The organism is Paractinoplanes lichenicola, assembly GCF_016785085.1.
In the GTDB taxonomy this organism is placed as follows: domain Bacteria; phylum Actinomycetota; class Actinomycetes; order Mycobacteriales; family Micromonosporaceae; genus Actinoplanes; species Actinoplanes lichenicola.
In genome coordinates this window covers 167,711-184,741 of sequence record NZ_JAENHO010000004.1, presented here as the reverse complement: position 1 = coordinate 184,741, position 17,031 = coordinate 167,711, and the positions used below count along the sequence as shown (strand labels likewise).

Annotated in this window: 12 protein-coding genes and 13 tRNA genes; 18 read left to right on the top strand and 7 right to left on the bottom strand. The window is 68.7% G+C overall.

Features of this window, described 5'->3' with window-relative positions:
- Positions 1-26 precede the first annotated feature (26 nt).
- The 14 genes from JKJ07_RS14275 to JKJ07_RS14210 all read left to right on the top strand — a co-directional run bounded on the left by JKJ07_RS14275 (position 27) and on the right by JKJ07_RS14210 (position 2,181).
- Positions 27-99: transfer RNA gene (locus tag JKJ07_RS14275), tRNA-Ala, on the top strand.
- A gap of 3 nt (positions 100-102) precedes the next feature.
- Positions 103-177: transfer RNA gene (locus JKJ07_RS14270), tRNA-Gly, on the top strand.
- 4 nt (positions 178-181) lie between these two features.
- Positions 182-254: transfer RNA gene (locus JKJ07_RS14265), tRNA-Leu, on the top strand.
- A gap of 32 nt (positions 255-286) precedes the next feature.
- Positions 287-359: transfer RNA gene (locus tag JKJ07_RS14260), tRNA-Thr, on the top strand.
- Positions 360-362: 3 nt separating this feature from the next.
- A tRNA-Leu gene (locus tag JKJ07_RS14255) sits at positions 363-435 on the top strand.
- Positions 436-485: 50 nt separating this feature from the next.
- Positions 486-558 (top strand) — tRNA-Ala (locus JKJ07_RS14250).
- Positions 559-578: 20 nt separating this feature from the next.
- Positions 579-665, top strand: a tRNA-Ser gene (locus JKJ07_RS14245).
- Between the two features lie 14 nt (positions 666-679).
- Positions 680-752, top strand: a tRNA-Lys gene (locus tag JKJ07_RS14240).
- A gap of 2 nt (positions 753-754) precedes the next feature.
- Positions 755-833, top strand: a tRNA-Met gene (locus tag JKJ07_RS14235).
- Positions 833-904, top strand: a tRNA-Val gene (locus tag JKJ07_RS14230). The genes JKJ07_RS14235 and JKJ07_RS14230 overlap by 1 nt, the downstream gene beginning before the upstream one ends.
- Before the next feature lies 1 nt (position 905).
- Positions 906-977 (top strand) — tRNA-Val (locus JKJ07_RS14225).
- A 2-nt stretch (positions 978-979) separates the two neighbouring features.
- A tRNA-His gene (locus JKJ07_RS14220) sits at positions 980-1,052 on the top strand.
- An 88-nt stretch (positions 1,053-1,140) separates the two neighbouring features.
- A tRNA-Cys gene (locus tag JKJ07_RS14215) sits at positions 1,141-1,212 on the top strand.
- A gap of 54 nt (positions 1,213-1,266) precedes the next feature.
- A complete protein-coding gene (locus JKJ07_RS14210) occupies positions 1,267-2,181 on the top strand; it encodes an NAD(+)/NADH kinase (protein WP_202991986.1) in 915 nt (304 codons plus the stop codon).
- Here JKJ07_RS14210 and JKJ07_RS14205 read toward each other — a convergent pair.
- On the bottom strand, positions 2,176-2,550 hold the full coding sequence (locus JKJ07_RS14205) for a DUF6582 domain-containing protein (RefSeq protein ID WP_202991985.1): 375 nt from the start codon (positions 2,548-2,550) through the stop codon (positions 2,176-2,178). The genes JKJ07_RS14210 and JKJ07_RS14205 overlap by 6 nt on opposite strands.
- A 2-nt stretch (positions 2,551-2,552) precedes the next feature.
- A complete protein-coding gene (locus JKJ07_RS14200) occupies positions 2,553-3,092 on the bottom strand; it encodes a TetR/AcrR family transcriptional regulator (protein WP_202991984.1) in 540 nt (179 codons plus the stop codon).
- 31 nt (positions 3,093-3,123) lie between these two features.
- Here JKJ07_RS14200 and JKJ07_RS14195 point away from each other — a divergent pair, with 31 nt between their 5' ends.
- Genes JKJ07_RS14195 through JKJ07_RS14185 form a run of 3 tightly spaced genes read left to right on the top strand, consistent with a single transcriptional unit; the run spans position 3,124 to position 7,794 of the window.
- Entirely contained in the window at positions 3,124-4,416 is a 1,293-nt protein-coding gene (locus JKJ07_RS14195) for an FAD-dependent monooxygenase (RefSeq protein WP_202991983.1), read from the top strand.
- Between the two features lie 42 nt (positions 4,417-4,458).
- On the top strand, positions 4,459-6,810 hold the full coding sequence (locus JKJ07_RS14190) for an ATP-binding cassette domain-containing protein (protein ID WP_202991982.1): 2,352 nt from the start codon (positions 4,459-4,461) through the stop codon (positions 6,808-6,810).
- A gap of 6 nt (positions 6,811-6,816) precedes the next feature.
- Positions 6,817-7,794 (top strand): phosphotransferase family protein, encoded by a 978-nt coding sequence (locus tag JKJ07_RS14185; protein ID WP_202991981.1) that lies wholly within the window; start codon positions 6,817-6,819, stop codon positions 7,792-7,794.
- A 90-nt stretch (positions 7,795-7,884) separates the two neighbouring features.
- Here the strand turns inward: JKJ07_RS14185 and JKJ07_RS14180 are convergent, their stop codons facing one another.
- The 4 genes from JKJ07_RS14180 to JKJ07_RS14165 all read right to left on the bottom strand — a co-directional run bounded on the left by JKJ07_RS14180 (position 7,885) and on the right by JKJ07_RS14165 (position 11,510).
- Positions 7,885-8,865, bottom strand: coding sequence for a GGDEF domain-containing protein (locus JKJ07_RS14180; protein ID WP_202991980.1), 981 nt, complete (start codon positions 8,863-8,865; stop codon positions 7,885-7,887).
- 110 nt (positions 8,866-8,975) lie between these two features.
- The gene (locus JKJ07_RS14175; RefSeq protein WP_202991979.1) at positions 8,976-9,620 is read right to left on the bottom strand and encodes a ThuA domain-containing protein; all 645 of its coding nucleotides are present in this window, start codon (positions 9,618-9,620) and stop codon (positions 8,976-8,978) included.
- A gap of 18 nt (positions 9,621-9,638) precedes the next feature.
- Entirely contained in the window at positions 9,639-10,826 is a 1,188-nt protein-coding gene (locus JKJ07_RS14170; RefSeq protein WP_307834257.1) for a cellulose-binding domain-containing protein, read from the bottom strand.
- A 72-nt stretch (positions 10,827-10,898) separates the two neighbouring features.
- The gene (locus tag JKJ07_RS14165; protein WP_202991978.1) at positions 10,899-11,510 is read right to left on the bottom strand and encodes a hypothetical protein; all 612 of its coding nucleotides are present in this window, start codon (positions 11,508-11,510) and stop codon (positions 10,899-10,901) included.
- Between the two features lie 83 nt (positions 11,511-11,593).
- Here JKJ07_RS14165 and JKJ07_RS14160 point away from each other — a divergent pair, with 83 nt between their 5' ends.
- Positions 11,594-15,613, top strand: coding sequence for a tetratricopeptide repeat protein (locus JKJ07_RS14160; protein WP_202991977.1), 4,020 nt, complete (start codon positions 11,594-11,596; stop codon positions 15,611-15,613).
- Here the strand turns inward: JKJ07_RS14160 and JKJ07_RS14155 are convergent.
- Positions 15,610-17,013, bottom strand: a complete 1,404-nt coding sequence (locus tag JKJ07_RS14155) for a Dyp-type peroxidase (RefSeq protein ID WP_202991976.1) — start codon at positions 17,011-17,013, stop codon at positions 15,610-15,612. The genes JKJ07_RS14160 and JKJ07_RS14155 overlap by 4 nt on opposite strands.
- Between the last annotated feature and the right edge of the window lie 18 nt (positions 17,014-17,031).

Below are 17,031 nucleotides of genomic sequence, written 5' to 3'. Positions count from 1 at the left end.
TCGGGGGCTCCGGACGAAGCAGTAATGGGCTTGTGGCGCAGCGGGTAGCGCACCGGTTCGGCAGACCGGGGGTCGGCGGTTCGAGTCCGCCCAGGTCCACATGCGGTTGTAGCTCAGTCAGGCCAGAGCGCCACCCCGCCACGGTGGAGGCCACCGGTTCGAATCCGGTCTGCCGCTTATCGCCCTCGTAGCCCAAAGGCAGAGGCACGACGTTGAGGACGTCGCCAGTGCGCGTTCGACTCGCGCCGAGGGCACGCAACACCAGCACCAGCACCATCAGCACCGGGCCGGTGCAGCACGACTGGTCGTGCAGCCGTTTCGTAATCGGCAGGTAGCGGGTTCGAGTCCCGCCGCCGGCTCACGCTCGGGTAGCCCAATGGCAGAGGCACGCCGCTCAGAACGGCGCCAGTGCGCGTTCGAATCGCGCTCCGAGTACGCAAGCAAAGCAGTACGCAGCAAAGCAGTACGCAACAAAGCAGCACCAAGGGCTCGTAGCTCATCAGGTAGAGCGCCGCTCTCGCACAGCGGAGGTGGCCGGTTCGACCCCGGCCGGGTCCACGTTCACAAGGCACCACCAGGGAGACGCCAGCCGATGGGCGCCGGCCGCCGCCTCGAAAGCGGTTGGGGGGTGAAACCCCGTGGGCGTTCGACTCGCCCCGTCTCCGCGTAGGAACAGAAAGTGCCGCTAGCTCAACTGGTAGAGCTTCTGACTCTTAATCAGCAGGTTCGGGGTTCGAGTCCCCGGCGGCGCACTTGCAGGGTGGAGGAGTTCGGTCGTCCTCGCCGGTCTCATAAGCCGGAAACCGCGGGTTCGAATCCCGCCCCTGCTCCCATCCTGGTAGCTCAGAGGCAGAGCGCCGCCGTGACAGGGCGGAAGTCGCTGGTTCGACCCCAGCCCGGGATACGTCCGTATGGCTCAGCGGAAGAGCGTCCCCTTCACACGGGGAAGGTCCCAGGTTCGAATCCTGGTATGGACACTGTGGCTGAAGCTCAGTCGGCCGAGCGCCGGAATGTGACTCCGGAGGCCGCCGGTTCAAGTCCGGCCAGCCACCTAGCGCGTCGTGGACGGCGGCACGTCCAGCGGTCCGTAAAACCGTCGCCTTAGGCAGACCTGGGTCGGCACCAGGGACGCGCACGCATGGTCGCATGCCCGAGTGGTTCAGGGAGCCGCCTGCAAAGCGGCGCACGCCGGTTCGAATCCGGCTGCGACTTCGAGAGGTGCCATCCGCTGCGGCGTTGGCGAAAAAACGTGGCAAGGTCGACACCATGGGAATGAAGAACCATGTCATCGGCCTCGTCGTGCACCCGCGCAACGATGTCAGCGATTCGGTCGCCACGGTCGTCGGTCTGGCCAGCGCTCACGGCGTCCGGATCGTGGCAAAGCCTTCCGATGCCGTACGGCTTGAGGGTGTTGAGCCGATGGCCGACGAGGAGCTGGCCGAGCGGGCCGACTTCGTGTTCAGCCTCGGCGGCGACGGCACCATGCTCGGGGCGATGCGCCTGGTCGCGGGGCGGCCGACCCCCGTGCTGGGCGTCAACCACGGCAACATCGGCTTCCTGATCGAGGTCTCCCCCGACGGCCTGTCCCAGGCGCTCGACCGCCTGGTGGCCGGCGACTTCAGCCTCGAGCCGCACAGCTGTCTCGAGCTGACCGGCCACGACGCCCCCGCCCTGGCCTTCAACGACGTGGTTCTGACGGCCACCCAGCCCTGGACGGCCGTCTCGCTCGACCTGGAGATCAACGCCGTCCGGCACGGGTATTACCGCAGCGACGCCGTGGTCGTGTGCACGCCGACGGGTTCGACCGCGTACAACTACGCGGCGGGCGGCCCGATCATCTCGCCGTCGGCCCCGCTGATCGGCCTGACCCCGGTCGCGCCGATGTCGGGCATCACCCGCCCGATCGTGCTCGGCGGCGACGAGACCGTGCTGCTGCGCGCCCCCTCGCACGAGACTCGCCTGTCGCTCGACGGCGCGGCCACGTTCACGGTCGACGCGGGCGCCGACATGATCCTGCGCATGCGCCCGAACGCGGTCAACGTCGTCCGCTTCGACCAGGACACCCACGGCACCCGTACGCGGATCAAGCTCAGCCTGCTCGACCTGCCCCTGCGCCCCGACCAACTGGTCGAGCTGGTCCCCGAGCACCTCCGCGACAAGGCCCGCCTGCCCCGGCTATGACCTCAGGGCCTCGACCAGCTGCTCCTTCGTCATGGTCGAGCGGCCCTTGATGTTCTGGCGCCGGGCCTCCTCGTACAGCTCCTTCTTGGCCGCCTGCGGGCGCGGCTTGTCCGAGGAGCGCCTGGCCGCGTTGGGTTTGCCCAGCTCGCGCCAGCTCTTCTCGGTCAGCTCGACGCCGTACTGGCGCGCCGCCTTCTTGATCCGCCGGAACGCCTCGTCGCGTTCGGAGTCGCTGACGTCACGCACCTGGTCGAACCGGGCGATGGCGTTGCGCACATGCTTGGCATCATTCAACGGCTCCTTCCGTACGCGGGGGAACGCGAAGGTGCTGTCCGAGAGCGCGTTGCGGGTCTCCGTCTTGATAGCCATGCCTAGGGCGTACCCGCGACACCCCGCAGGTACGCCTTGATGACCTCGCCCGCGTTCTCGACCCGCGAGCCGGCCACCCGGTCGAAGAGCAGGCCGTCGACCAGCGCGATCAGCCCCGGGGCGTGCCGCTCGGGGTCGCTCACGCCCGCCGCGGCCAGGGTCGACTCGGCGGCGGTCAGGAACGCCGCGCGGGCCGGGGAGCCGGTCGTGAGCAGCGGATGCAACGCGGGATCGCCGGCCAGGTCGACCATCAGCGCATACCGGACCCGGTGGTCGGCGGCCCGCTCGGCCAGCCGGTCGAGCAGCTCGGCCGGGCCGGCGACGGGGGCCATGTCGGTCACCGTACGGCCGGCCAGGCGCTGGACCATCAGCTCGATCAGCTGGCGCCGGGTGCGCGCGTAATAGGACGTCGAGCCGGCGGGCAGCTCCAGCGCGCGATCGATCGCCCGATGCGTCAGTGCCCGCAGCCCCTGCTCGGCGACAAGCGCGACGGCCGCGTCGCCGATGGCCGCCCGCCGATCTGTGTTCGGGACCACCTTCACCCGATCACTCTACACCCGTAGAGTCCTCTACATGCGTAGAGCTGCGATAGTCGGGGCCGGCATCGGCGGCCTCACCACTGCCATCGGTCTCCAGCGCACCGGCTGGGACGTCACCGTCTTCGAGCGCACGGCCGCGGGTTCGCAGGTCGGCGCGGGCCTGTCGCTGTTCGGCAACGCGTGGCGAGCACTCGACGCGATCGGCGCCGGGGATGCCGTACGGGAAATCGCCGGCCCTGAACACCACGCGCGGGCCGGACAGCGGCACCAGGACGGCCGGTGGCTCGCGGTGTCGCCGTCGCACGTGCTCCATGACCTGCGCGTTGTGCATCGCGCCGACCTGCATCGAGTCCTGGCCGCACAACTGGAGCCGGGCACCATCACCTACAGCACATCCGCGCAAATCGGACAAGAGGTGAGGGGTGAGGGCACACAAGAGGTGAGGGGTGAAGGCACACAAGAGGTAAGGGGTGAGAGTGGACAAGGGGTGAGGGGTGCGGGTGGGAGCGGACAAGGGGTGGCCGGGGAGGCGACGGAAGAGTTAAGGGATGACTGGAGTCGGGACTTCGACCTCGTGGTGGCGGCGGATGGGCTTCGGTCGCGGACTCGGGCGGGGTGGCCCGGTGATCCCGGCCTGCGATACAGCGGCTACACGAGCTGGCGTGGCGTCACGAAGCACCCCGTCGACCTGGGCGGGGAGGCCGGTGAGTCGCTCGGGCGGGGTGAACGGGTCGGGCTCGCGCCGCTGCCCGACGGGCGCGTCTACTGGTTCGGGGTGGCTTCGCTGCCCGCCGGCACCCGTTTCGCGGACGACTACGTCGAGGTGCGGCGGCGGTTCGACGGGTGGCACTCCCCCATCCCGCAGGTGCTCGACGCGATCGAACCCGCCGCGATCGTGCGTACCGACATTTTCGACCTGGCCCGTCCGCTGCGCACCTTCGTCCGGGGCCGCACCGTGCTGCTCGGGGATGCCGCGCACGCCATGACGCCCGACCTCGGTCAGGGTGCCGCCATGGCCATCGAGGACGCGGCCACCCTCACCCACCTGCTGAGCGCTTTGCCGATCGATGAAGCCCTTCCCGCGTACGATGTAGCTCGCCGCCGCCGCACCCAGGCGATCGCCCGCCGGGCCCGCGCGATGGGCCGTCTGCTGCAGAGCCGCAGCCCCCTGCGCGACCTCGTGCTGCGTCTCACCCCGCCGGGTGCCGTCGCCCGGCAACTCGCGGCACTGCAGGACTGGCAGGCCCCCGGAAGTCGTTCTGACCTGGCAGACTTGCCTATCCCCCGATCAGGAATCGAGAAGCCGGACGCTGGCCGTCCAGCCTAGAGTTCCCCGGGGGAGCCACGCCGACTACCAGGGGAGCCGGGAATGCACGACGCCGACAGCCACGACATGATCCGCGTGACCGGCGCACGGGTGAACAATCTCCAGGACGTCAGCGTCGAGATCCCGAAACGGCGCCTCACGGTGTTCACCGGGGTCTCCGGCTCGGGCAAGAGCTCGCTGGTCTTCGGCACGATCGCCGCCGAGTCGCAGCGGCTGATCAACGAGACGTATTCGGCTTTCCTGCAGAATTTCATGCCCTCGATGGCCCGGCCCGACGTCGACGTGCTCGACGGGCTGACCACCGCGATCCTCGTCGACCAGGAGCGGATGGGCGGCGACGTCCGCTCGACCGTGGGCACGGCCACCGACGCCAACGCCATGCTGCGCATTTTGTTCAGCCGCCTCGGAAAGCCGTACATCGGGTCTCCGCAAGCTTTTTCCTTCAACATCGCCTCGGTCAGCGGGGCCGGAGCCGTCACGCTGCAGAAGGGCGGCCGCGAGGTCAAGGAGAAGCGCACCTTCAGCCTGCTGGGCGGCATGTGCCCGCGCTGCGAGGGGCGCGGCTCGATCAACGACATCGACCTGTCCCAGCTGTACGACGAGGAGAAGTCGCTCAACGAGGGCGCGATCACGATCCCCGGCTACAGCATGGAGGGCTGGTTCGGACGAATCTTCCGCGGCGTCGGGTATTTCGACCCCGACAAGCCGATCAAGAAGTTCACCAAGAAAGAAATGGACGACCTGCTCTACCGCGAGGCCACCAAGGTCAAGATCGAGGGCATCAACCTCACGTACACGGGTCTGATCCCCAACATCCAGAAGTCGTACCTGTCCAAGGACATCGACGCGGTGCAGCCCCACGTGCGGGCCTTCATCGAGCGGGTCGCCATCTTCAAGACCTGCCCCGACTGCGACGGCACCCGGCTCAGCGAGGCCGCCCGGTCGTCGAAGATCAAGGGGATCAGCATCGCCGACGCCTGCGCGATGCAGATCAGCGACCTGGCCGACTGGGTCCGCAAGCTCAAGGAGCCGTCGGTCGGGCCGCTGCTGACGGCGCTGGGCGAGACGCTCGACTCGTTCGTCCAGATCGGCCTCGGCTACCTCTCGCTCGACCGCCCATCGGGCACGCTGTCCGGCGGTGAGGCCCAGCGGACGAAGATGATCCGGCACCTGGGCTCGGCGCTGACCGACGTCACGTACGTCTTCGACGAGCCGACGATCGGCCTGCACCCGCACGACATCCAGCGCATGAACGACCTGCTGCTGCAGCTGCGCGACAAGGGCAACACGGTGCTGGTGGTCGAGCACAAGCCGGAGGCGATCGCGATCGCCGACCACATCATCGACCTCGGGCCGGCCGCCGGCAGCGGGGGCGGCCAGGTCGTCTACGAGGGCAGCCTCGACGGGTTGCGGGCCAGCGACACGCTGACCGGGCGCCACCTGGAGTATCGGGCCAAGCTGAAGGAGAAGGTGCGCCAGCCGTCGGGCACGCTCGAGGTGCGCGGCGCGAACTCGCACAATTTGCAGAACGTCGACGTCGACATCCCGCTCGGCGTGCTGGTGGTCGTCACGGGCGTGGCCGGCTCGGGCAAGAGCTCGCTGATCCACGGGTCGGTGGCGCCGCGCGACGGGGTGGTGGCGGTCGACCAGGCGGCGATCCGCGGCTCCCGGCGCAGCAGCCCCGCCACGTACACGAGCCTGCTCGAACCCATCCGTAAGGCGTTCGCGAAGGTCAACGGGGTCAAGCCGGCCCTGTTCAGCGCGAACTCCGAGGGCGCCTGCCCGAACTGCAACGGCGCCGGCGTCATCTACACCGACCTCGGGGTGATGGCGAGCATGGCCACCACCTGCGAGGTGTGTGAGGGCCGGCGGTTCGACGCGTCGGTGCTCGAATACAAGCTGGGCGGCAAGGACATCAGCGAGGTGCTCGCGATGCCGGTGGTCGAGGCCGAGGAGTTCTTCCGCGAGGGCGAGGGCAAGGTGCCGGCCGCGCACACGATCCTCGTACGGCTGGCCGACGTCGGGCTCGGCTATCTCAAGCTGGGCCAGCCGCTGACCACGCTGTCGGGCGGCGAGCGGCAGCGGCTCAAGCTGGCCACCCGGATGGGCGAGAAGGGCGGCGTCTACATCCTGGACGAACCGACCACGGGGCTGCACCTGGCCGACGTGGAAAATCTGCTCGGCCTGCTCGACCGGCTCGTCGAGGCGGGCAAGTCGGTGATCGTCATCGAGCACCACCAGGCCGTGATGGCGCACGCCGACTGGATCATCGATCTGGGCCCCGGCGCCGGCCACGACGGCGGCAAGATCGTCTTCGAGGGCACGCCGGCCGACCTGGTGACCGCGCGCGCCACCCTGACCGGCGAGCACCTGGCGGACTACGTAGGATCCTGATCCACCATGGAGAGCATCACCAAGAACCGGCAGTCCCTGGACACGCTCCGGGCCATGGTGACGCGCGCCTACGGCAAAGATCAAGTTCCTTCCCGTACGGGTAAATGGGTGCACGAATTAGGGCACGGCTGGTTCAACGTGGCCTATCGGGTGCGGCTGCGCGACGGCCGCGACGTGGTCCTCAAGATCGCCCCGCCGCCGGGCGTCGACGTGATGACGTACGAGCGGGGGGCGATGGCGACCGAGCTGGCCGCGATCGAGCTGATCCGCGAGTCGACGGCCGTGCCCGTGCCGGCCGTCGACTTCGTGGACACCACGGGCGAGCTGGGCGGCGCCGACTGGTTCTTCATGCCGTACGTGGACGCCGACAACTACGGCGTGATCCGCTCGACCCTCTCGGCCCGCGAGCAGGACAAATTGGATCAGGCCCTGGGCCTGGCCACCCGCGAGCTCAACGCGATCCGGGGTGACCGGTTCGGCCCGCTGATCGGCCCCGGTTCCCCCAGCTGGCGCACCCAGTTCCTGACCATGTTCGAGACGGTCCTGGCCGACGGCTCCCGCAAGGGCGTCGACCTGGACTACCCGGCCCTGCGCGCCCTGGCCGAGTCACAGGCCGGCTGCCTCGACGAGGTGACCGAGCCCCGCCTGGTCGAATGGGACCTGTGGGACAGCAACGTCCTGGTCCGCGACGGCCGGATCGTCTGCATCATCGACCACGAGCGCGCCTTCTACGGCGACCCGCTGATCGAGGCCGGCTTCGTCGCCACCCAGCTCCGCTCGTTCGGCGACCCGACGGCCTTCCTGCGCGGCTACGGCAAACTCACACTGACCCCCGCCGAACACGACCGCCGCCGCCTCTACACCCTGCACCTCACCCTGATCATGCTGATCGAAACCGCCTACCGCGGCGTGACCGGCCCCCGCCACCTCGACTGGGTGCGGGCCCGGCTGACCGAGGCGCTGGCGTTGTTCGACCGCCCTTAGCGCGCCTCCCGCGCGGGCGCGCCCCGCGGCGTTGCCTTGAACCCCAGGCCGGCACGGTTTCCGTGCGGGCGCGGCCTTCGGCGCCTGCCCCTAACCCCAGGTCGGCACGGCTTCCGCGCGGGCGCGGCCCTCGGCGATGCGGAGCAGGTCGCGGAGGGTCACCGGGCCGGAGAGGGAGCCGTACGCGAGGCCCAGGCTGACGCCGAAGGGGGCGCGGGCGCCGTCGATGACGACCGGCTCGTCGGCCAGGCGGGCCAGGCGGTCGGCGCAGGCCTGGGCGGCGGCCCGCGACGTGTTCGGCAGCACGATCACGAACTGCTGGCCGGCCAGCCGGGCCACCAGGGCGTCGTCCGCGACGGTGCTGCGCATGCGGTCGGCCACCGTACGGAGAAGGGTGTCTCCCGCGTCGTGGCCGAACGCGTCGGTCAGCTCGCGGAAGCCGTCGAGCTCGACGGCGATGACCGCGGTCTCGTTGAGCGTGAGACCCGCCCGGTCCTGCAGGGTGGCCCGGGTGAGCAGGCCGGTCACCGGGTCGGCCCCGGACAGCAGGCGTACCTGCTCCTCGGCGGCGTCGAGCCGCGTACGGGTGCGGGCCAGCCGCCAGGCCTGATCCGAGCTGGCCACCGCGAAGATCAGCAGCAGCAGCGCGGGCGCCACGGCGTCGAGCACCATTCCGCGCAGGGCGAACCCGGTGATCAGCGCGGGCACGATCGCGGCCCAGGCCACCAGCGCGCCCCGCCGCTGCCGCCGGGTCGAGGCGGTGAGCAGCACGAAGACGGCGCCCGGCCAGACCGCGATGTGCCCGATCTGATCCATGGACGCCAGCACCAGATCGGTGACGACGATGCCGGCCGCCGTCTGCAGCAGTTCGAGCGACGACGTACGGGCCGGGTCACGGTCGAGCACGGCCAGCACGTTGACAAAAACACAGAACAGCGCGGACAGGACCAGGTAGGCCACCGCCGGACCGAGATGCCGGTCGAAGGGCGGGTTCCACGTGACCCCGGCCGTGGCCACGGCGGCCAGCACAACAATGACGATCAGCGGGGCGAAACGCGACAACAGTCGCACGGCGGTCACAACACGCCGCCGACGACGGGCGCGGGGAATCTTCTACCTCGGAGATGCGAAACATGCCCCACAGTTCGGCGCCAAAAGGTCTTACCTTAATCGAGCATCGCTCAGGCACCCGCCCACAACAATCCGCGCTCGATCAGCGTGCGGGTAGGCGCGACCGACAGGTCGGCCGGCCCGTGGCCGAGAGTGCAGACGAAGACCCGGCCCGCCCCGAACCGCCGGGTCCACGCCACCGGCATGACGGCCCCCGCGGTCTCGGGCGCGTCCACCGTGCCGCGGAACGTGGTCGTCGCCAGCACGTCCAGCGTCGGGTCAACGTGCAGGTAGTACTGCTCGGTGTGCACCTCGTAGGACGCCGGCAGCCCCGCGGTGATCGGATGGCCCGCGGCGACGTCGACCTGGTGGCGTACGAAATCGCCGGGGTGGAACAGGAAGCGGCCGCCCAGCATGTATTGATAACGGGACGCCTCGTAGCCGACGGCCAGCACCCCGCCGTGCCACCCGGCGAACCCGGCCCCCGCCGCCACCCGCTCGACGAGCCCGCGCTCCTGCTCCTCGGTGAACCGCCCCCGCGTCCAGCACTGCACGATCAGATCGGCCCGGCTCATGGCCACCGGATCCGCGTAGACGTCCAGGGTGTCGGCCACCCCGACCACATAGCCGTTGCTTTCGAGGTGGCCGCGGAACAACTCGGTGCAGGCGACGGGCTCGTGGCCTTCCCAGCCACCCCTGACGACAAGCGCTCTCATGCGCCCACTGTAGGAAGATCAGCACCCGTTCCGCTGAGAACCGACGGCCACGTCGTCGTACCAGAGCGTGTCGGATCCCTCGCCGTAGCTCTCCCAGCCCAGCCGCAGATCGGTCAGCGCGGGCCGCCACGTACGGTTGAGCCACTGCCCGTCGATGTCGTGCGTCGCGACGCCGTCGTTGAGCAGCCCCGGCACCGACGTGTTGTTGAGCCAGGTCTCCATCGTCCCGTTGCTGCCGTCGACCTTGAACTCGACGCAGTTCCACGAGCCGGTCGGCAGCGGTTTCGACTGGGCCACGCCGGCCGGGCTCTGCTCCGGGAGCGTCGCGTCGTCGGAGGCCCGGTTGAACTGCAGGGCCCCGTTCTGCCCGCCGAACCGCAGATCCTTGTTTCCGTCGGCCGCGTCGCGCATGGCCACCGTGGTGATGTGCGACGCCGGCAGCGCCGTGGTGTGCCGCACCCAGTAACGGACGTACCAGACCGGCCCCGCCGTGCCGAGGATCTGCGTGTTGCCCGCGAAGACGTGATTGCAGTAGCCGGCCGCCCCGTCGATGCGCAGCGAGACAGACCCACTTCGAGCCACCGTACGGTCGATGACCGCCGCTCCCGCCCCTGAGCAGTCCGGCGTGGCGACCGTCCAGTTCCCGGCCGGCACGGTCCCGGCCTGGTTCTCAAACCCGTCGCAGATGGCCGTCGGCACGCAGCCCGGGCTCGGGGTGGTCGGCGGCGGGGTGCTCGGAGGCGGGGTCGTCGGCACGGGCGTGGTCGGGGCCGGTGTGGTCGGGGCCGGCGTCGGGGTCGTCGGCGATCCGCTGCACGAGACACCGTTGAAGCTGAACTCGGCCGGTTTCGCGTTGGTCCCCGAATACGTCCCCTGGAACCCGAACCGCGCCGACGCACCCGTGGCGAGCGACCCGTTCCACCCCACACTCGCCGCCGTGACGGCGTTGCCGGTCTGGGTGACGGTGGCGTTCCACCCGTTGGTGACCCGCTGATCCCCGGCGAACGTCCACCCCAGAGTCCACGACGTGACCGCCGCTCCCCCGTTGGTCACCTGCACCTCGGCCGTGAAACCGTTCGACCACTGATTGGCCGTCCACTCCACAGTGCAGGCCGCGGCGGCCGACGCCGGCGGCGCCACCGCCACTGCCAGACCGGCCGCGACCAGCGCCGCAGCCCCCGCCACCGCATACATCCGACGTCGCACGGCCGCCTCCTACAGTCTTGGGAGCGCTCCCATTCATTGATGACTGTAGATTGGCCGGCGATGAAAGTGAAGTCAGACCGGACAGCTGGAGTCGCAGGCCCCGATCGGGATGATCATGTCGGCACTGTCCCGCTCCGGCGGCCAGAAAGCATCGAAGCTCACGGCGACCCACCGGCCCTCAGGCACCCGGCTCCAGTCCATCCGGTACTCGCCGTAATACCGGACTTCCTTCTCCGTGCTCTTCTCGCCCTCGGGAATCGGGCTCCAGTAACCGATCGACAACAGGAACTGCCCTCGGTCCGCCCCCGGGAACGCGATCGTCTTCGGCTCGTCCGGTTGCCCCACCCGGATCCACTCGTCCAGCACGATCGTCTCCGGTTCCGCAGCATCGAGCGACGGAACGCCCTCCTCGTGCTCCACAGCGGCCAAGCGGTCGGCGCCGGTGACGACGTCGGGCCGGAACGGCTCACCGGCCAGCGTCATGCCGGCATACCAGGGCTCACCGTTACGACGAGGCGGCGGCGAGGCGGCCTGCACCCGCCGGAACAACGCCTCCGGCTGGTCGCTACCCTCCGGCAGCAGCGGAGCGTACGGGTAGCCGATCGGAGCCCCAAATGCGAACCGCAGGGAATGGACGCACGCCCCGGTCAGTTCAAAGACGGCGTCGCTGGTGCCCATACCCATGACGTGCCCCCCATTGGCGACAGTCGCGCCGAGAGTGATGATTGATCCCCGACAGTAGGATCCGAGAGGTGGCCACACAAGGCGTGACCGAGCAACTCCCGGTTATCTCCTCATCACAGATCGTAAATGCATTGGCTGCGACCTGGCGTTCTTACCTGCCCGAACACGTTCTACGGCTGCTGCTGACAGCCGACAGTGTCAGCATTCCGCCAGTCACGCAGCGTGCCCATGCCGTTGTTCTCTACGCCGACGTCGTAGGTTTCACAGCACTTACCGAAAGCTTCGCGGGCTCGGGAAGCTTCGGCACCGAGCAATTGACTCGCATCATCAACCGCTGGTTCGAGGTCACCGCCGACGCGATTGCCGAATCGGGCGGCAGTGTCGTCGACTTCGCGGGCGACGCCCTGGTCGGAATGTTCGACTACACACCGGAAACCGCAGCCGCTGTTGCCCGCCGCGCGATCCGCTGTGCCGAGTTGATACGCGAAGCTACTGCCTCTGTCGTTCCGGTGTCGACACCTGACGGCGCCCGTTCGCTCACCATCCGAATCGGGATGGCTGCGGGCCCGCTGCTTCTGATGCTGCTCGGGGACCCAGCGACCCGCCTGCAGCACCTCATTGCCGGCCCGGCGCTCGATGACGCGGTCGCTGCTCTGCATCGTGCCGAGCGGGGTGAAATCGTGGCAGCCGCGGAGTTGCGGTTGATAGCCGATCAACCGGCTGTGAAGAGTGCGACATCCGGCCCGGCGATCTACGCAGAGTCAAGGAGTGCGGAGCTCGAGCGACTCGTCGAACCCTTCCTGCACCCGGCTATCCGGACGAGACTCAGGTCGGGGCGGCACGAACTGGTCAACGAGCACCGCAAGGTCACTACGGCCTTCGTCCGCCTGCCCGACCTTTCCATCGACAATCGCGAGACCGTGGAGGCCCTCCAGCGCTATCTGGCCGCTGGAGTGGCCGTTATCGACCGTTACGGCGGCCACCTGCGTCATCTCATGGCCGATGACAAGGGCACTGTGCTGGTCGCCGTCTTCGGCACTCCGGTAAGTCACGAGGACGACGAGGAACGGGCACTTCGCTGCTGCCTCGAACTCCTCGCGCTGCCCGGCGGGACCGGCCGAGGGGGACTGACTACCGGGCCGGTCTTCTGCGGTGAAGTCGGCTCCGACGTACGCCGCGAGTATGCCGTAGTTGGCGACGCGGTCAATTTGGCGGCAAGGCTGATGCAGGCTGCGCCGCCTGGACATTTGCTCGTCGACCGATCCACCTTTGAGCGGGTCAGCGACGTGGTCGAAGCCGAAGGTCCCATCGAGGTGGCCGCCAAGGGTAAGGCCATGCCGGTCCAGTCTTGGATCGTGCGCTCGGTGCTGGAGTCCACGCCGCCAGGCGAACTCCCTTCGCCCGCGTCCAGCGCCTTGGTTGGACGCGCCAGTGAGATGGCGCGACTCGAACAACTCGTGAGCGAGGTGCGCACAAGCCGCGGCCGCGTCGTCTGGCTGCATGGCGAGGCTGGCATCGGTAAATCTCGTCTCGCCGCTGAGACCTGCCGGATAGCAGGCGAACTTGGTTTCACGGGCTACAGCGGTAGTTGCCGTTCGCATGGAACGAATGCGAGCTACCTGGTGTGGCGCTCGATCTGGCGCGAGTTGCTGGACATCGATGCTTCATTGCCACTCGAGGAGCAGCGGGTGGCGCTGACTGCTCGGGTCTCTCGCTACGACGAAACCGGCCAGCGTGCACCGTTGGTAGCCGCGGTGGTCGACCTGCCGATGGCGGACAACGAACTCACCGCCCAGCTCGACCAGGCAGGACGCGATGTGCTGCTGCGCTCGATCCTGATCGCCATCCTCCGGGAGCGAGCCCAAGCCGCCCCACTGGTCCTGTTACTCGAAGATTGCCACTGGATCGACCCCGCTTCCCTGAGCTTGCTCGACTTGCTGGCCGCTCGTCTGGCCGATCTTCCGGTCCTGCTCGTGGCAACCTCACGCGAGTTGACACCGGGCACGCTCTCTGGGGCCGATCACGTGGTGGAAATGCCACTGACTCAGATGACGAGCGCTGACGCGCAGCGGTTGGCCACATTGTGCCTGCGAGAACGCTACGGTCGGGACGCCGTGATCTCGGCACGGGTGGTCGAGCAGGTCGACGAACAGGCGCGAGGAAACGCGTTCTACATCGAGGAATTGATCGCCTACCTGCACGGCAACGGATTCGACCCTGCTAATGCGGCCGGACTTGCCGCGCTCCATTTGCCGGACAGCCTCCAGCGTCTGGTGATGGCTCGCATCGACCAACTCACCGATGACGAGAAGGCCGCAATCAAGGTGGCCAGCGTGATCGGTCGGCGCTTCCGGCCGCCGTGGATCGCTTCGGTCTATCCGAAGGCTGGTTCATCGCAGCAGGTTGCCACACATCTTCGGCATCTTCATTCGCTCGATATCACTCCCCGCGTCAATGAGGGACCTGAGCCGGAGTACGAGTTCAAGCACCCGATCACGCAGGAGACGGCGTATCAAAGCATCACCTACGACACCCGGTCCGCCCTGCACGAGCAAGCCGGCTTGTTTGTAGAAGAGGCTTTTGCCGATCGGTTGGCCCAGTATGTCGACTTGCTCGCCCACCACTACGCCCGCACCGACCGAACCGATAAACAGCGGATCTGGTTCCGGGCAGCTGGGGACCGCGCGAAGGCAATCTTCGCGAATGAGGCGGCGACCCAGTACTACGGACGGCTGCTTCCCCTGCTACCAGAGGCGGAGCAGGCTGCATTGCACGTGGAGATCGGCACCGTGCAGCACCATACCGGTCAGTGGGCCGAGGCCGAGCGACACTACCGACTGGCAATGCGGGCCGCGGAGGCGACCGGGCGCCGTGACATCGTCGCAGCCGGCCAGCGGCAACTCGGCGATCTGCTGATCTACACAAGTAAGCCCGCCGAGGCCCTCGACTGGCTACGGAGTGCCCTCGCGGGATTCCAGAGCCTCGGCGATGCCAGTGGATTGTCGCGGACCATGGACAGGATGACTTTTGTGCTGTTCCGCCAAGGGGAATACGCCGAGGCGATCGCCACGGCCGAGCGACATCTGGCGATGGCGACCGCTGCGGGTGACTTGCCGGCGATGTGCGCCGCGCTCAACCATCTGGGTTTGTGCTATCTCAATACCGGCCGGTCGGAGAATGCGCTCGACAGTTTGCGCCAGGCGTTCAGCACGGCCGAGCAGGCCCGCGACCGTTATTGGATGCTGCACGGCGCGAACAACCTGGGCTGGGCATTCGTGCGTAACGCTGATCATGTGCAGGCAATTGCGTCTTATCGCCGGGCGCTGGACGTGGCACGCGCGATTGGGGCACGGCACACCGCCAGCATCACGGTTGGGAACATGGGTGAGATCTATCGCGAGGAGGGCGACTTCAGTCGAGCCCGAGCTTGTGCGCTGAGCTCGCTGCGAGTCGCCGTTGAACTACGGGACTGGGCGTCTGTCGTCGACAAGGTGACCGGGCTCGGAGCGATCGCCGCAGCGGAGGGCCGGACAGCAGAGGCACAGCGTCTGCTGGAGCGTGCCGTTCTGATGGCCCGCGAACTGGAAGCGCCCTACTACCTCTGCGAATCGCTCTATCGTCTAGGCAGGCTCCATCTGAGTGCCGGCCGTCCAGCAGTAGCGGAACGTTTGAACTCCGAGGCGCTGAACATCGCCGAGGAACACGATGAGCGGGACACGCGGGTAACGGCATTCATCCTGTCGATCCGACTGCAAATCGACTCTCGCAAGATCGACGCGATGGCGGCCGCTGAAAGACTGCGGAAAGCAGCCGAGACGTGGTCGGAACCGCATGAGGTGGCGGCCCTCATGGATGCGGCGTGGCAGGCCGACCCGACTGACGACGACGCTCGACGGATGGCGGCGGATATCTACCGGCGGTTGTACGCGCGGGCCCCCAGCCTCGAATACCGGCACGCCTATCTCAGGCTCACCGGCGTAAGGCTGCCGCCCGGTGCGCCGCTGCCCGCGCTTCCCCAGTGGATCGTTGCCGACAGCGGGCCCGGTCTGGAGACGCTGCTGGAGCGTATCGACCGGGCGCCGCGGCAGACCAGGGCTGCTTAGCCGGCCAGGGAGTCGTCGCCGGCCAGCTTGCGCAGCGCCTCCAGGGACGGGGCGAAGGCGTAAACCGCGCCCGTCGTTGTCACGAAGCCGCCGAATGCGGGCTCCTTGATTTTGTCGTAGACCTCGGCGGGCAGCCGGCTCTCCGCCGTCCCGCGGCTGTCACCCAGCACTGGGTCGAGGCCGTCGATGCGGGCCGGGGTGGCGGGCACGCGGCCGTACTTGGCCAGCGAGCTGGACGGGAAGCCCGGGTCGTTGGCCCAGCGGCGCTGCACGAACTCGTACTGGTCCTCGATACTGGTCAGGTACGAGTTGAAGATCATGCCGCGGTCGGTGGCGGGGTCCTCGTCGTATGTGGGTCCGAAGGGGATGCCGCGGCGCAGCATCTTGTGGCCGCGGTCGCGGAAGATCACGTCCTCGCGCGGGTTGACCTTGCGGATGTGGGCGTAGAGCGGGGTCTTCTCGCCGTCGCGGTCCTCGTCGTACGTGAAGTCGTTCTCTTTCTCGAGGCTGGCCCCGGGCGCGGCGAGGGGGCGGCCGTCCAGATGCCGTCCGAGCGCGTGGGCGGCGATCGTCGACGGGTCGCCGCTCTCCCCGGCCACCTCGGTCAGCCGCCGCCGCCAGCCCGCGACGTCCTGCCGCAGGCGGCGGAACACCTGGAACGAGCCGCCGTGCATCCAGGCCGGCGGCACCGGGCGGGGCATCCACGACTGGGGCCGGCGTTCGCCGACGTGTCCCAGGATGAACTCGCCCGCGGCGATCATCGGGGAGCCGGGGCGGGCCGGTTCGGCGTCGGGGAAGCCTTTGACGCCGGGCTGGGAGATGCCGTCGGTGAAGCCGAAGTGCTCGACCCGCCGGCCGCGGTCGTCGCGCAGCACCTCGCAGTGCTGCACGAACAGCACGTCGAAGCCTTCGGCTGCGGCCTGCTCGGCCAGCACCGCCTGCTTGATGGTCTCCTCGTCGCCGGCCGCGAGCGTCAGCAGGGCGTCGACCGGGCGGCCGAGACCGCCGACCACCCAGTGCGACGGGTCGCTGGGGCCGGTGTCGCCGAGCAGCGCCGGCGCCGTGGTCAGGCGGTCGTTGTCGTCGACGCGGGGGCCCAGCGGGCCGTGCCAGAACGCGACGAAGGCGGCCAGCCGGTCCGCGGTCTCGGGGTGCAACAGCACCAGGCCCGTGGCGGTGAGGCCGACGTTGAGCAGCGAGCGGCCGGGCTCGAGCCGGTCCTGGCCGCGGCCCGGCACCTGGTCGGTGCCGGTCGCGCGAGCGGCGGCAGCGGTCAGCCAGCGGCGGGCCGCGGGCCGGTTGTTGCGGAATGACAGCGCCACGAACGCCTGGTGGGCGCCGCCGAACGGGCGAAGGATGTTGCCCTGGATCTGCTGCGCATCGACGAGCTGTGAAGGCATGGCTGGATGGTAGCCACG